Source organism: Paenibacillus glucanolyticus (genome assembly GCF_037333485.1).
GTDB lineage: Bacteria > Bacillota > Bacilli > Paenibacillales > Paenibacillaceae > Paenibacillus_AQ > Paenibacillus_AQ glucanolyticus.
This window is the reverse complement of record NZ_CP147845.1, coordinates 372,365-388,769: the sequence shown is the minus strand read 5'-3', so window position 1 is coordinate 388,769 and position 16,405 is coordinate 372,365. Positions and strand designations below refer to the sequence as shown.

The window sequence follows — 16,405 nt, the reverse complement described above, 5'->3', positions numbered from 1 at the left end:
TATCTCCCAGCAGCCTCGCAGCAGTATAATCGGCATAAGCATATATAATCAAAAAGAAAAGCCCTTGCGGGCTTCTATGGTTCTTCTAATAGAAAAGAGAAAGACAACGTCTTTTACCTATCATATCATCCTGTAAAATTTACATTGCTTGTCATTTCTTCGCCCAAATCCTAGTATCGCTTGAGGCCTATGTTTTTAGCAAGCACACTCATTGACGCTTTACCTTGACAGCGAACGTGAAACTAAACTGAACGGATCCCTCTTCCCTAGGCAAAGCTATAGTTTTGGGCCCCGTCTACCCTCCTCTCTTATCGGGGTTTGCATTTCTGGCTCTTGCCGGTATGCGTATTTGAACCGAAGTTCCGATTCCCACTTTGCTGAAGATAGACACGCCGTACTCGCTCCCGTAATGCAGCTTCACCCGCTGGTCGATATTGCGGATGCCGCAGCCCGTATGGTTGTTATCCCGGGGATCGAATATTTCCTCGATTCTCCCCTGCTTCATGCCGAGACCATCGTCGATGATCCGATAGAGAATCGTATCCCCTTCCTTTTTGACGACAATCCGAATATGAATGCGATCCCCGCTCCACGCATGCTTCAGCACATTCTCGATAAAGGGCTGCAGAATCAGTTTAATGGTTTCGTAAGGCCATATACTTGTATCCACATCAAAATTGACTTCCATGCGCTGTCCGTATTTTACCTTTTGGATATCCAGATACGCATTGGCCTGCTCAATCTCTAATGCAATGGGTATTAATATTCTTCCCGAATTTAGTGTAAGCCGATAAAATTGTGCCAACTGCACAACCATATTCTGCAGTTTCTCCGTCTCGCCGAATTTCGCAAGTTGATTAATGGAGGATAGCGTATTGTATAAGAAGTGGGGATTAATCTGCGATTGCAGCATTTCAAGCTCTGCTTCCTTCTTTTGAAGCTGGGTTAGATACACTTTATTGATTAACGCCTCGATATCCTCGCCCATTGCATTCAAGGCATTCGCAATTTGCGGGAACTCCCCTTTGCCCCGATAAGCGATCCGTTTATGCAGCTCCCCTTCCCGAAATGCATTGAGTACCCCTACAAGCTTCTGGATTCGCTTAGAGAAAGATCGGGATATCACATACCCTGTATATGTAAACAACACGATGCAGATGATACAGATTACTATTAATACGGTTCGTACTCTCTTCGCTTCCTGTTCAATGATGTTAAGCGGAACCTGCGCAACAATCTTCCAGTTCTTCTGCGGCAAATCTTCTTCAATCACCAAATAATTCTTCTTATCGTTGGGTGCTATAACGGCATACGGATTTACCTTGTCGCTGGTATGGTCAGGGTCTTCAACCATTGATCCGGAAGTAAACACCACATTCCCAAAAGGATCCAGCACCGATAACACACTTCCGTCGCCAAGCTTCGTGTAATCCACACTGTCGAACAGCTGCGACAAGCGAACACTGAACCTCATGATTCCCACTTCTTGAATATCGAGCGGATTATTCATATCCACGATGCGCCGAATCAGCGAAATCCGCCCATCCCGCTCATCCTCTTCTACCTGCCTCCACGTCATCGTTGAATTATACTTCTCTTCCGGCAACGTGAAATACCAAAACTCATTCGAAATTCGAGTCATATGGTACATATCCCAGCTTTGTTCGTTGAAATCTTGATTATTGGCATTATCCCAATCTCTATATCTCTCGTACACCGTTTGATTATGAAAATAGACGGATAGCCTTAAATTAAGGCCAACCGCCTTCGCAGCGCTCTCCAGCTTCGGGAGAATGACATTGTTCATGCGGATATGATTATCAGCGCCTGATAAATTCCTGAGGACACTCTGAATGAAGGCAGGATCATCGTACAATGTCGCTGAGGTCTGGACGATATCATCCACTTTATAGGCCACATTATCCCGGATCTGATTGAGCGTCCCCTGGATGTTGACCCGGCTCTGTTTGCGCATGGTGTCATCGTACATCGAGTGTGAAATATAAAAGTTCACGAAAACCAACAGCAATATAAATATCGTAAAGGTCAGCATGAGCTTGTAACCGATGGGTATATACCCCAGCTTCTTACCGTTTATTCTGGATGATGTGGTCCAGCGAGTATTCATCCCAATTCTCTCTTTCGAAATTCCATGGGTGTCATCGCGAATTTCTCTTTGAACTGCCGGCTGAAATAAGGAAGATAGCGGTATCCTACCTGATCGGCGACTTCATAGACCTTGAGACCCGGCTGTTTCAGCAATTCGCATGCTTTTTCCATACGCAGTTGGACAAGCAGTTCATTGAACGTATTTCCTGACCTCTCTTTAATCAGGAACCCGACATGACTCGGCGAAAAACAAAAATGCTGCGCAATATCCTTGATCGTTATATTCTCACTCATCCGCTCTCTCATCAATTGGATAACACTGCGAATGAATTTACCATCCTTAGAATTGGATTTCTCATATAATCTTTCGGAAATTCCGAATATGTGCTGTATAAACCAGGAACGAATATCACTGACGGTTTCGAATTGCATCAAAATATCCAGGTGATGGATCTCCATGCCCAACAGGTCAAACAAATCTTCATTTCGACTGCTTAAATATTGTTCGAGCTTCCAGATAATATAATTCGACATATTATGCACGGTAAAGCGGGAGCGCAGATTCCTTATAGAACCAAATAACTTCTCCAGTTCATCACAAATTTGAACCAGCTCATATTTCTCCATCGCTTTTAGGAGGACATTCATGCGCTCATCAAGCATCCGCGCATCGAGCATGCCTGGCTCCGCACTGACATCTTCATACTTGATCATACTTCCCTTGCCAAGAAACATCTTGGCCTCCACAGCTTCCACCGCTTGCCTGTAGGACAGCTGAAGCTGATTCAAGTTGTGTACGGGTTCCCCAATACCCGTTGTCAGGGATGTCGTCAAATGCAACTGAACGTTATCCGTCAAGGTACGTATCGTATGGGTGGCGCTTACGTCCTCAAGCAGGATCGCTACCCGTTGCGAGGACAGCTTGCAGTATGGAAGCATGCCGCCATCTGTAATTGCCTCCTGGATACGCTGCAGAAATATTCTTGCCAGTTCCCTCTTTGAAAAAAGACTCCCTGTTTGGCGCCAAGACAGATTATCCAGTTCCATAACGGCGACGCGGATCGGCCACTTCAACTGGTCGAACTCATAAGAAATACTCATCTGTGTCAATAATTCCTCTGATTCTTCCCGTTCAAGCAGGCGTATGAGAAAGTCACTTTTGACAATAGGGATCATCTCCTGATAAGCCATCTCCACCTCGCGCTGCTTGATCTCCTCATCCAAATCCCGTTTTACCTTGATTAATGAAGCAACCAGTTCCCGATCGTTCATGGGCTTCAGAACATAGCTATACGCTTTCAATAAGAGTGCTTGCTGTACATAGCTAAATTCCTGATATCCGCTGACGAATATGATCCGAATGTTAGGTTTATGCTCAATCGCAATCCGAGCAAGCTCGAGCCCGGACATATAGGGCATATTGACGTCGCTGACCAATATATCAACTTCCTGGTTCTTTATTATTTCGCATGCCGACAATGCATTATTAACGCTCCCCACTAACTCCATGTCCAAATCAGACCAAGGAATGAATCTTCTCATTCCTTCAAGATCCAGTTCTTCATCATCCACAAGCAGCACCTTGTACATGGAACCCCTCCATAATGGTAGATACACCTCTACTTACACATACGCGCAAAAGACTATTTGATAATAAAACAGAGATATCCCAAAGAATCTGGTGGATTCTTTGGGAGGCTTCCCTGTAATAACGCTGTAATTAATTATTTTCTCTTCGCCAAGTTCTCCTGCCAATTGGCTGTACGGTAATCAAGAAGCTGCTGGTAACCCAGATCCATCAAATCCTTGTTCCCTTGGTCAAGAATTTTATCAACCTCTTCGTCACTCTTAGCCATTACGGATTTGGCATAAATTTCGAGGAACAATTCATTTACAGATGTTTTTATAATGCCTTCATCGGAATCCGGGGATGGTTCAATACCGGAAAATTCCGTAACGTTTAATTGAGTTGGCCAAGTAATCGTTTGTTGGTAACGTGTTCTCCAATCCTGCTCTTCGAACGGAAGATCCTTCATATATTTATATTTGGAAGGGTCAATATAACTCGTATTCCCTACAAACATAACCGGAGAATTTTCGGATTGAATTTTGGCTACTTCTTCGGGATTATAAGTCTCGGTGAAATTCGGCTGACCCTGCTCATCAAAGCCTTTCCAGTTCTTACCCTCAGGACCGAAGAATTGCACGTTCATTCCTTCCGGACCTGTATACCAGTCAAGGAATGCAAAGATCGCTTCAGGGTCTTCGGCAGCCGTTGTAATATATGCAGCATTCCATCCAAAGCTTGTGTAGGTCCCTGGATAAATCTTGTTCTTATCCAGACCAGGCTTATGAATAGGCCAGATCATGAAATACCCGCCGTCCGGATCCTTCTTAATTAACTCCGGCTGTGCTTCTCCTGCCATATCTGTCGGACTGGCTCCGGCAAACACAGCGACTCGGCCTGTCATGACTTTCTCCAGCACTTGATCTTCCGTTTGGTTAAAGGCATCTTGTGAAATGAGTTTCTCTCTGTAAAGTTTAGCGATATATTTCTGAGCCTCACGGAATACCGGATCCATGAGTAGCGACGTCAGCTTGCCATCCTTTGGAACCGCTAACAAATTAGCGTTAAGGTTGGTGTAGCTTGCTCCCTCTCCGAAAGCCGTATATAACACACCCAGTCCTTGTCGATCCTGTGCGCGATGCGGCTCGAACGGAACAATCTCGCTGCCATACTTTTCTTTAACCTTTACCAGGTAGTTATATAAATCATCTGTGGTTTCGAGTGGCGGCTTGCCCAGCTCTTCGTAAATTTTCTTGTTAATTACATAACCTGCGTTTCCGTAAGGATTGGATGAGTACCAGTTAGGAAACCTGTACAGCTTGCCGTCTTCAGCACGAAGCAGGTCCAGATCGCCCATCCACGTTTTCAGGTTGGGATACTTATCCAGATATTCATCATAGGCTACCAGCTTTCCTTCTTTACGAAGTCTCTCCATATCCTGATCCTCACGGTCTGCCCAGATCATGTCAGGCAAATCGTCTGATGCCATCATCGCGCTCAGCTTTTGCGTATGTGCTCCGGCAGCCGCTATCATATTGAGCTTAACTTGCTTTTCTTCGCTCAAATATTTGCCGATAGGCGTGCTTTCCCATTTAGGGAAGTCTGTGTTTCCATAGTGTGCATAAGCTGAGAATTCCAGCGGCTTCTCGCCAAGCACCCATTTACCTCCATCTCCCTCTGCTGGAGGGTCAGTCTCTTTATTCCCCTCATTGGTTGTTGCAGGCGGTGTCGCCGGCGGTGCGGCTTCTTTTTTACTCCCGCATCCGGCAAGAACAGTAACCATGACCAACAGAAGCGATACCATTACGAGCAATGGCTTTTTCGTCTTTCTCATATACCTAACCCCTCTCATTTCCAAGAATATATATGTTCAAAGCTGTTCGCCTTAAACCGTTCGGCCACCTACTCTTTCAACGAGCCTACCAGCACGCCTTTGACAAAATATTTCTGCACAAAAGGATAGACCAAAATGATCGGCAAGGTCACAACAATCATCATCGCCATCGTAAGCGACTTGGAAGTAATTTGCCTTGCTTGATCCAGAAGAGCAACCGAAGCGCTGTCGAGCACGGTGCTTGAACCGGATACAATATTGGCATTCAAGGTCTGTCTCAATATCGTCTGAATGGGAAGCAAAGTATCGCTAGTGATGTAGATGCTTGGCAGGAACCAGTCGTTCCAATGGCCAACGGCGGTCAACAAGGACAGCGTGGCGATAACCGGCCCGGACAATGGAAGAATAATCCGGAAGAATATACCCCAATTGCTGCAGCCATCAATATTGGCCGATTCTTCCAAGCCAACGGGAAGGCCCTTAAAGAAGGTTCGGAATATAATCATATTCCAGACGCTGATAAGCGATGGAATAATAAACACCAGAAAGCTGTCCATCATACCCAGTGAACGGATCAAGAGATAGGTTGGAATCAATCCTCCGCCAAAGTAAAGCGTGAATATAAAGAACACCATATAATAGCTCCGTCCGATCAGATAGGATCGAGTCATCCCGAAGGCAAGGAGCGCTGTCATGAAGATGGAGGTTGCGGTTCCGATTACGGTACGGCCTATGGATACGAGAAACCCGTTAAGCAGTCTTTCATCTTGCAGTATGATTTTGTAATTTTCGAGTGTGAATTCTCGTGGCCAGAAGGTGACCCCTCCCTTGGCGGTATCCACACCTACATTGAAAGAAACAGCCACCGCATTCCAGAACGGATAGAGTGCCGTGAAGGCGAGTAGACTGAGCAACGCGTATACCACAATGAGCATGACCTTGTCACCAAAGCTAATTCTTTTTAACATGCCGTACCTCCTGAGGGCTGCTGATTCTTACCATAAGCTGTTACCAGATCTTCGAGCCAGATAGTTCGCGATCGTTAGCAGTCCTACACTGATGATTGCCTTGAACAATCCGATAGCAACCGCATAAGAATAGCGATGTGACCCCAAGCCTACCCGATAGACATACGTATCAATCACATCAGATACCGGCCTTAGCACAGGATTGGATGCCAGGAGCAAGATGTCCTCAAAGCCTGCGTTGAGCAAGTTGCCGATGGCAAGAATCATAAAGATAATGACTACCGGCATAATCGAGGGAAGCGTAATCAAGTAGACCTGCTTCGCCTTGCTTGCCCCGTCGATATCTGCAGCCTCGTACAGAGCAGGATCAATGCTTGCAATCGCAGCCAGGAATACAATCGAGTTAAATCCGATATCCTTCCATACGTTAGCCGAAATGAGGATCGACCAGAAATATTCTTTCAACGAGAGAAAATTGATCGGTTCATCAATGGCCCCTATGCGCTCCAGCAAAATATTGATGCTTCCGTTTTCCGTGGATAGCAAGGCGGTGGCAAACCCCGCAACGATGACCCACGATAAGAAATAGGGCAGATACGTGATCGTTTGAATCACTCTTTTGAACAACATATGGCGAACTTCGTTCAGTAAAAGCGCCAGTATGATCGGTGCCGGAAATCCGATAACGAACTTCAACAGGCTGATGACAATCGTGTTGCGCAAAATCCTCTCAAACTCGGGGGCGGCAAAAAAGGCTTCGAAATGCTTAAAACCGACCCACGGGTTATCCCAAATCCTTGATCCGGTGAACAGGTTATAATCCATAAAACCGGTTATTACGCCATACATGGGCATATAGGCAAAAATGAAAACCAGAATGACCCCGGGTAACACCATGAGCTGAACATCCCATTGCTTCATCAAGCGTCTGAGGAAACTTTTACTGTGAACTTTGGGCTGCCGGGAAATGGGTGATTGCTGTTCTGCAGTAGCTTGCGGCATATTTATCCTCCCGTTACGAATTGATCTAAACGCATGCCGGGTCTCTGAATTTCTGCCATTCCGAAACCGCTTGCAATTGACTTAGTACCATTCTACCTATGGAAATTTATTCAAGCTATATAACAAAACCCCGATTTTTTATACTTCCACCGGAATGTGTTATCACTTTCAGCCCCCACTTTCTTATCTATAAAAAAAGACTGCCTTCAGGTCATATAGACCTTCAAGACAGTCTCGTATTCATCTTTTAGATACCCTTCTCTTTAGCCCTGACCTCGACTACCGTCGAGAAAAAGGTGGCCCCTTCGCCCATGTCGGACAGCCTGTCCGGCGTAAGGGCGTTAGCACGCTGCTTCCGGCCTTCGCCTTCCCACCACAAGCCTTGACTGACCACGGTGCCCGGCAGCATTTTATCCGTTACCTTCGCCCGGACCTCATAGGTTCCGCGGTCATTATATACCGTAACCATATCTCCATCCTGTAACCCGCGCTCCGCTGCATCCTCCGGATGGATCTGCAGTGCGGGCTCCTTCTCCAGCTTCTGATGTTTCTCCACATTCGCAAAGGTTGAATTCAGGAAATTGTGATTCGGCGGGGAGATGAACATCAGCGGATATTGATGCCCGCGGCCTCGCCTCACGCCATCATATCCTTCCTTCAATGGCACGTAAGTCGGAAGAGGCGGAAGACCGGCTGCTTCCAGCTGTGCCGAATACAGCTCAATCCGGCCGGAAGGCGTCGGCAGACGGTCCAGATACGTCTCCAGCGGGGTCATGTCGAGCTTCACGTGGCGGTGCGCTTTCAGCTTGTCCAAGGTAACGCCGTTCAGATAAGGGTTGTCCGGATAGTCGAGCGCCCTTGCAATCATCTCTTCTTCTGTCTCATAGAAAGCAGGCTCATTGAAACCCATGGCCCGTCCCAGCAACGAAAACAGCTCCACATTGCTCTTGCTCTCCCCAAGCGCCGGAATGACCGGCTCCTGAAGCTGGATGTACTGATGCCAATAGGAACTGAACAGATCCGTATTCTCAAATGAAGAGGTTGCCGGAAGCACGATATCTGCATATTTCGCTGTGTCCGTCATAAACAGGTCATGTACAACGGTAAACAGATCTTCCCGTGCAAAACCTTCGCGCACCCGCTCCGTATCTGGAGCGACAACGAGCGGATTGCTGCAATAAACGAACACGGACTTAATCGGATGCTCGGTCATCGCAAGCGCCTCGCCAATCCGGTTCATGTTGATGGTTCGGGCCTCGGGATTCGGTCTCAGATCCGGGCGCTCCAGTGCATCGCTGTCCATACTGTTATAGCCGCCATTCGACTTGGAGGCACCTCCGCCCCGCTTGAGCCATTGTCCGGTCAAGGCAGGAAGCGCCGCTATGCTGCGTACCGTCAATCCGCCATTATCGTGATGCTGAAGTCCGTTTCCGATGTGGATATAAGACACCTGGGCTCGGCCATACAACTCAGCCAGCTTCTCGATATCCTCAGCCGAAACGCCGGTAATGGAAGACACATACGCCGGCGTGTATGTTCTCACATGCTCGCGCAGCTCCTCATAACCCAGGGTATAGTGCTGGAGGAACTCCTCATTCACCATGCCATCACGAAACATAATGTGCATGATACCGACGGCCAGGGCCGCATCCGTGCCCGGAAACAGCGGAATGAACCAATCCGCCCATTGCCCGGTCTGATTTTTATGAACATCAATGACAATGACCTTTGCACCGGACTTGCGCGCTTTCTCTGCGAGCACCACCTGGTGCATATTGGTGCTGACGATGTTGCCGCCCCAGACGATAATGACGTCAGCCAGCACCGTGACCTCAGGCACGGTGCCTCCGTTAAAGCCCATGACGGACTTCCAGCCTTCACTGCCTGCCGAATTGCAGATGGACTGCTTCAGCCGACTGGCACCCAGCCTGTTGAAGAATCTCCGATCCATGCCGTCCACGCTCAATATGCCCATGTTGCCGTAGAAGCTGTAAGGCAGAATGCTCTCGGAGCCGTGTTCCTCGATCAGTCCCTTGTAGCGCGCCGTAATCTCCTGAACCGCTTCATCCCAGCTGATTCGTTCGAAAGCTCCCTCTCCCTTGGCGCCTACCCTCCGCATCGGATAGAGCACACGCTCCGGATGGTATACCCGGTGTGCCATATTGCGGACTTTATTGCAGATGGCTCCTTGCGTAACCGGATGGTCGGGATCTCCGGTAACCTTGACGATTTTCCCGTTCTCTTTATGCAGCAGCAGGCCGCATGTATCGGGACAATCCAACGGACATACCCCTGGAAATATGCCATTTTCCTGCTGAATCATGTCTTGAGTCATTTCGTCCATTTCCCCCTTCTGCTCGGCTGCATCCTATCCCTTATCTTAAAAGAACATCAGGGTTCCAGTAAAGTCATACATTTTTTTCTAAATAGGGTGATTCACGCTTCTCCCTGCCGGGTATATTCCTATCAAGAGCAAAGAAGAGGAACCCAGACCCTTTCTCTTCCTTGCCAAATCATGGACCACTCCCAAAAAATTCGCCATGCCGTGTCTCCTCCCCCGAGACCGGCATGGCGAATTTGCTTTTTATGGTAGACGTTCCCTTGGTGCCCGCGATTTTCTGCAATCGATACTGGATTTATTATGATACCTGCTGTGCTGAATGAACCTCAGGAGGACTTCCAGCAGCAGGAGTCGTTGTCACGGCTGCGGCGTCATGGTGAATGCCGGATACCTCCTCCGCCCTATTGCTATTCTTCAAGTAAACAGACCCGTAAGCAGCGGCCACAAACAGCGAGCCGCCCACAAAATTGCCAAGCCATACCGGAACGAAGTTCATAAAATACTGACCCCAGCTGTAATAACCTTCGAATATCGCTGCCGGGATCAGGAACATATTTGCCACCACGTGCTGAAAGCCGATGGCTACAAAAGCCATGGTCGGAAACCAGATCCCCAGAATTTTGCCGCTCATCTGATCCGATCCGTAGGAGAGCCATACGGCAAGCGCAACAAGCCAGTTGCACCCGATGCCGGACAAGAACGCCTGCAGGAAGCTGTCGTCCAGCTTATGACCTGCCATATCAACCAGCTTCTCCAAATATACGCCGCTGCCTGTCAGCCCGGTCACATGGCCAAAGAAATAGGCAACAAACAATGCCCCCGCCAAGTTGCTTACCGTGACAAGCGCTAAATTCCGGATCAGTTCCTTGGTGGAAATCCGCTGCTTGAATCTGGCCAAGGACACCGCCATCATGTTGCCCGTCAGCAGTTCTCCGCCTGCAAGCAATACCAGAATAAGCCCGACCGGGAATACTGCCGCACCTATAAAACCGGCAATCCCTCCCCAGGCCGGAGATGCTCCGGCGATAACGCGGATATCCAGCAGAAAGCCGAGCGCAATGAATGCCCCTGCCAAAAAGCCGAGTATCATAACATTTAAGGTGGAATTGCGTGCTTTTTTTACACCGGTCTCCACGGTAATTTCTGCGATGCGATCAGGTTTGTAGTAGGCCATGGTCTCTTCCTCATTTCTCCTGCATTCGTTCTATTGCGTATGTCCGATGCAGCTCTTGGTTTCCTATTTATCGTTTACCTTCATTGTAACGCAGCTTCATCACCTTGAACGTGAATTATGTCACGTTTGTGTCCATCAGGGGAGGACAGCCTTCAGATGAGACATTCCCCCTTTCAAAGAAATTCGTTTTTCTTTATAATGTCGAATGGATGGGTCACACATCGGGGAAATCTATCTAAATAAACATCTAGGAGACTCCATTTATGAGCTTGAAACACAATCTGCTTCGCAAGAAGCCGATCCCTAATATGCAAGGTGGGGAAGTACGATCCGCATTAAAAAAGCAACTCAGTGCCATGGACCTTATCATCCTCGGCGTGGGTTCTATCGTGGGAACAGGAATTTTTGTATTAACCGGCGTCACCGCCGCAACCCATGCCGGACCGGGATTAATCGTTTCGTTCCTGCTGGCGGGGCTGGTGTGCGCCTTCTGTGCACTCTGCTACGCAGAATTCGCCTCCACCGTACCGGTGGCGGGCAGTGCATATACGTACAGCTATTCAACCTTTGGCGAAGGTTTTGCCTGGCTGATGGGCTGGGACCTGCTTCTGGAATACGGCTTCGCCAGCGCTTTGGTATCCAGCAGCTGGTCCGGTTACGTCCAGAGCATCCTCGCGGGCTTCGGGATACATCTGCCAACCGCGATAACCAATGCCTTTAATCCGGCCAACGGTACCTATGTGGATGTGCCCGCTGTATTTATCGCGCTTCTGATCACGTGGATTGTATCGCGCGGAGCCAAGGAATCGACAAGGCTTAACACCTTCATGGTTTATCTGAAAGTTGCCGTCATTCTGCTGTTTATCGGCGTGGGGATATTCTATGTAGAACCGGATAACTGGACGCCGTTCCTGCCATTTGGCATGGAAGGTGTCATGACGGGAGCGGCCATTGCCTTCCTCGCCTACGTGGGTTTTGATGTCATTGCAACGGCAGCCGAAGAAGTCAAGCATCCACAGAAAAGCCTCCCGATCGGCATTCTGGGTTCCCTGCTGATTGTGTCCGTGTTATATATTGCGGTTACCGCGGTGCTGACAGGACTCGTACCATATAACCTGCTCAATGTGAAAGACCCGGTTGCCTTTGCGCTGCTCTACATCGAGCAGGACTGGATGTCCTATTTCATCTCGCTGGGGGCCATAGCTGGACTCACCACCGTGCTGATGGGTGTCATGTTCGGACAGTCCCGACTGCTGTATGCACTCGGCCGGGACGGACTCCTGCCGAAACGGATGAGCTCGGTCAATCCGAAAACGAAGTCGCCGGAATTCAGCACCTGGGTGTCCGGTATCAGCATCGCCCTGCTGTCCGGCTTTGTCCCCCTTGGCAACCTGGCGGATTTGGCCAGCATCGGCACGCTTTTCGCCTTCATTACCGTCTCGCTCGGCATCATTGTGCTGCGCAAAACACATCCGGATCTAAAACGCACCTTCCGCGTGCCGTTTGTGCCTTGGCTGCCTTTGATTGCTGTTGCCAGCTGTCTCTATCTGCTGACCACGCTGCAGTGGATTACCTGGATCGGGTTCATTGTATGGATCGGACTCGGTGTCGTCATCTACGCTATATACGGATACAGGCATAGCGCATTGTCAAAAGGAGACTCATCCGGTTACGAGTAGATCACCCTTACAGGATAGGATGTCAAACCACTTGGGATGATAGGAATAACCGCCGGACGTTAGAGCCCCTCTGTTTATTGGTTCAGACAACATTCTTTGATTAGAGCAGTTTGCCTGCTCAATCTGAGCAAGGGTACGCAAAATAGCGGTGTGTGGATTAAACCCATACACCGCTATTTTTTATGGAATATGCTGCTGTACCCGATCACCGTTATTTATCCGAAAACCGTTGTTTACCCGAAATACCCAATAACCGTTGATAAGTACGCTCGTTTTAGAACTATAGGGCAGTTGGTTGTCTGGTTGTCTAACGGACTGGAGAGACGCTATTGGATGGAAAAAGTAGCTTTTTGAATTCTAACGGACCTGATAGGCGTTATTTAGCCAATCTGATGGGAATTGGCCTTCTATCGGGCTGCATAACGACGCTGGTGTCCGTTACGTTCATAATAGAAGCTAATTAGCGCAAATAGCGCTTCTGGAGTCCGTTAGAGATGGAGCTGGTGTGCATGAGAGTGTGCTTGGAATGTTAGATCAAGCTAATTAACGTAAATAACGCTTCTGATGTCCGTTAGATGGAGCTGGTGTGCATGAGAGTATGCCGAAATGGCAAATCAAGCTAGCTTCCAGAAAGTGTACCCCAATGTTGGATGGAGCTCCAAAGTGCATCCTAATGTCCGATTGAGCTCACATTCAGAAGACACCAGCCCAGTGGACTGGTCTAACGGACTGGAGAAACGCTATTGGGCGGAAAAATTAGCTTTTTGAATTCTAACGGACCTGAGAGGCTTATTTAGCCCATTTAATGGGGATCGGCCTTCTATCAAGCTGCATAACGCCGCTGGTGTCCGTTACGTTCACTATAGAAGCCAATTAGCACAAATAACGCTTCTGATGTCCGTTAGAGATGAAGCTTGTGCGCATGAGTGTGCAGAAATGGCAAATCAAGGTAATTAACGTAAATAACGCTTCTGGTGTCCGTTAGATGGAGCAGGTGTACATGAGAGTGTAGGAAATGTTAAATCAAGCTAGCTTCCAGAAAGTGTACCCCAATGTTGGATGGAGCTGAGCTAACCATCCACAAAGTGCATCCTAATGTCAGATTGAGCTCACATCCAGGAGTACACCAGCCCAGTGGACTGGTCTAACGGACTGGAGAGACGCTATTGGGCGGAAAAATTAGCTTTTTTGAATTCTAACGGACCTGAGAGTCGTTATTAAGTCAATTTGATGGGAAATGTCCTTTTATCTGGCCTCATAGCGACGCTGGTGTCCGTTACGTTTACAATAGAAGCCAATTAGCACAAATAACGCTTCTGGAGTCCGTTAGAGATGGAGCTGGTGTGCATGAGAGTATGCCGGAATGTTAAATCAAGCTAATTAACGTAAGTAACGCTTCTGATGTCCGTTAGAGATGGAGCTGGTGTGCATGAGAGTGTGCCGGAATGTTAAATAAAGCAGAAATCCAGAAAGTATAGTTAGCGCAAATAACGCTTCTGAGGTCCGTTAGAGATGGAGGAATGTGCACCCCCATGTCAGATTGAGCCAACATCCAACCCGCTTATCGTGCGCTGTACCTAACTTGCAGTTGCTGTACAGAATCAGAGTAATCAGCAGCTCTTCATCCATCCTGCGACTTAGGCCAGCGACTCTCCTCCCCAGAGGTTACACCTTGACCGTGGCGTTTACACTTACAGGCGCTTCCGCTTCCTCCTGGACAGGTTCCCTGGAAATCGGAAGCTTCATGCTGATGAAGGACGACAACAGGAAGAGGGCTCCCGCCGTGAAATACACCACAACAATCGAGGTTGCCGACATATACCATCCCGTAAACCCGGAGCCGATCAGCATCATGCCGGTAAAGACCGGCATCATGACGCCACCCAGCCGACCGATGAATTTCTCATCCACCTGCTGCATCATTACCGCCATTAATACGGTTTGAGCCATCGCCATCAGCACCCCGGTCAAAAATCGCATCGTGCCGGTCAGCATCGGCCACTGGGACAGCACCTCTACAAAGGTTGAGAGTCCCAGAAACGAAAGCCCTGCAAACAGCAAGTAGGTGCCTTTTACCTTACCTGCAATAACAGCGGCGATCAGTCCGCCAATCAGCATGCCCAGACCTTCCAGAGCCGTAAACCACTGGACGCTGGACATATCCAGCTGGAGCCGCTCCGTTATGACAAAGATATCCAAAGGCTGTACGAGTCCGCTGCCAAGCGCCAATACCATGTAGACCACGAGCAGCACTTTCAGCAATCGACTGGAAGCGATGTAAGAAAATCCGGCCTTCATATCCTTCAGTAAAGAACGGGCAGATTCTGTGGTATCCGGTGCTTGATCTACACTCGAAGGGAGGAAGGTTAATACGATCGCTGAAGCAGCGAACAGAACCAGCAGGCTTATTAATGAAGCTAGAAGGCCAAAAGTTTGATAAATCGTCGTTCCAACCATGGGACCCAAAATAATAAACAGCGACATCAACGTCTGGGATAAAGCTGTAGCCGCTGGCACATGTTCATCCGGCAGGCACCGCTTGATGATCTTCATCGACGAAGGCTGTGAGAATTGCGACACAACCGCTGATACCAGCGTAACGGCAAACACCGCCTGCCAGTATCCCGCTAACACCACGAACAGAATAAGCAGGATAGATAAGAAGCTTAACACGTCGCCCCATATCATCGTCCGCTTCGGCCGCCAACGGTCTGCCAGCACGCCACCGATCATGGAGATGACAAAAATCGGTACGTATTCAATGACCGTAAGCAGCGATACGGCGACCGGGTCATGGTTGCTCTTTTCCATAATGAAGAACAACAGCGCCATGTTGCGGATCCAGATCCCTATATTTTGCATAAAATCAGAGACCATAAGCAGTACAAACGCACGGTTTCCAAACAATTGCCTCATGTTTCCATCCCCCTAATATAAAACCGACTGTTCGGTTTAATTATAATTACAGAAACGCCTTTTGCCCGTTCCAAGAACGATAACACGCTTCTGATCATTTCCTGATGTAAACTACGGCCTTCCATTCGTTAACACACCTTTTAAAAAGTACGTAACGCCCTTGCGGTATAAAATCCTTGATTTCTCCTGGGATCGTTCATAGTAAGAAATCGACAACCCATCCAGCAGCGATCCAAAAATAATGGAGATCTCATCGATATCCCCTTCCGATATCCGTCCCTCGCGCGCACCCTCCAGCATAATCTCTCGGTACAGCGTACGCGGACCCTGCAAAATAGCAAGCATCTCGGCCACAATCGTCTTATTCTCCGGCTGATTGATATAGAACTCCTCCGCAATCTTGGTCAGCGGATTCTGAAAATCATCAACCATATGATCGGCTATTCCATACAGCTTCTCTTCGAAATTGGTGTAATGGGCTTTCTTATCGTTCCAGCCTTCCATCCATTCCTGATTCTGCTTCGCCAGCAGCTTGACAAACAAATCTTCCTTACTTTCGAAGTGATAATAAATGCTGCCCTTGCTGGCACCTGTATATTTGACCAGTTCATCCATCGATGTAGCCGCATACCCGCGCTGAATGAACAGCTCTTTCGCTTTATCCAGAATCAAATCCCGCTTTCGCTGCGCTTTTTCTGAAGACATAGATGTAAGCACTCCTTGTCTGGAATAACGATCTTAGCCGCAAAGCCAAGACCTTTCCCTTAATAAAAATGAAAGTCAAGGTTCATGGAATCCATCCCCTTACAAGAAAC

The 16,405-nt window shown here is 48.3% G+C and carries 10 protein-coding genes; 1 reads left to right on the top strand and 9 read right to left on the bottom strand.

Annotated elements, in window-relative coordinates:
• Positions 1-295: 295 nt before the first annotated feature.
• The 7 genes from WDY75_RS01715 to WDY75_RS01685 form a co-directional block, all read right to left on the bottom strand.
• Complete coding sequence (locus WDY75_RS01715) at positions 296-2,128, bottom strand: sensor histidine kinase (RefSeq protein WP_063478026.1); 1,833 nt, start codon at positions 2,126-2,128, stop codon at positions 296-298.
• Positions 2,125-3,699: a response regulator gene (locus tag WDY75_RS01710; protein WP_006213142.1), complete on the bottom strand. Its 1,575-nt coding sequence runs from the start codon at positions 3,697-3,699 to the stop codon at positions 2,125-2,127. The genes WDY75_RS01715 and WDY75_RS01710 overlap by 4 nt, the downstream gene beginning before the upstream one ends.
• A gap of 134 nt (positions 3,700-3,833) precedes the next feature.
• Positions 3,834-5,510, bottom strand: a complete 1,677-nt coding sequence (locus WDY75_RS01705) for an extracellular solute-binding protein (RefSeq protein ID WP_063478027.1) — start codon at positions 5,508-5,510, stop codon at positions 3,834-3,836.
• A gap of 68 nt (positions 5,511-5,578) precedes the next feature.
• On the bottom strand, positions 5,579-6,478 hold the full coding sequence (locus WDY75_RS01700; RefSeq protein ID WP_036640043.1) for a carbohydrate ABC transporter permease: 900 nt from the start codon (positions 6,476-6,478) through the stop codon (positions 5,579-5,581).
• A 27-nt stretch (positions 6,479-6,505) separates the two neighbouring features.
• Positions 6,506-7,480 carry an ABC transporter permease gene (locus WDY75_RS01695; RefSeq protein WP_006213144.1) on the bottom strand — a complete coding sequence of 325 codons (975 nt, stop codon included), beginning with the start codon at positions 7,478-7,480 and terminating at the stop codon, positions 6,506-6,508.
• A gap of 247 nt (positions 7,481-7,727) precedes the next feature.
• Entirely contained in the window at positions 7,728-9,815 is a 2,088-nt protein-coding gene (locus WDY75_RS01690) for a molybdopterin-dependent oxidoreductase (protein ID WP_063478028.1), read from the bottom strand.
• A 304-nt stretch (positions 9,816-10,119) separates the two neighbouring features.
• Positions 10,120-10,995 carry a formate/nitrite transporter family protein gene (locus WDY75_RS01685; protein ID WP_063478029.1) on the bottom strand — a complete coding sequence of 292 codons (876 nt, stop codon included), beginning with the start codon at positions 10,993-10,995 and terminating at the stop codon, positions 10,120-10,122.
• 263 nt (positions 10,996-11,258) lie between these two features.
• Here WDY75_RS01685 and WDY75_RS01680 point away from each other — a divergent pair, with 263 nt between their 5' ends.
• On the top strand, positions 11,259-12,674 hold the full coding sequence (locus tag WDY75_RS01680) for an amino acid permease (protein ID WP_063478030.1): 1,416 nt from the start codon (positions 11,259-11,261) through the stop codon (positions 12,672-12,674).
• Positions 12,675-14,339: 1,665 nt separating this feature from the next.
• On the opposite strand, the gene WDY75_RS01675 is transcribed toward WDY75_RS01680, so the two are convergent.
• Together WDY75_RS01675 and WDY75_RS01670 are read right to left on the bottom strand one after the other, a co-directional pair.
• Positions 14,340-15,590 (bottom strand): MFS transporter, encoded by a 1,251-nt coding sequence (locus tag WDY75_RS01675; protein ID WP_063478031.1) that lies wholly within the window; start codon positions 15,588-15,590, stop codon positions 14,340-14,342.
• 111 nt (positions 15,591-15,701) lie between these two features.
• On the bottom strand, positions 15,702-16,295 hold the full coding sequence (locus WDY75_RS01670; protein ID WP_006206989.1) for a TetR/AcrR family transcriptional regulator: 594 nt from the start codon (positions 16,293-16,295) through the stop codon (positions 15,702-15,704).
• Between the last annotated feature and the right edge of the window lie 110 nt (positions 16,296-16,405).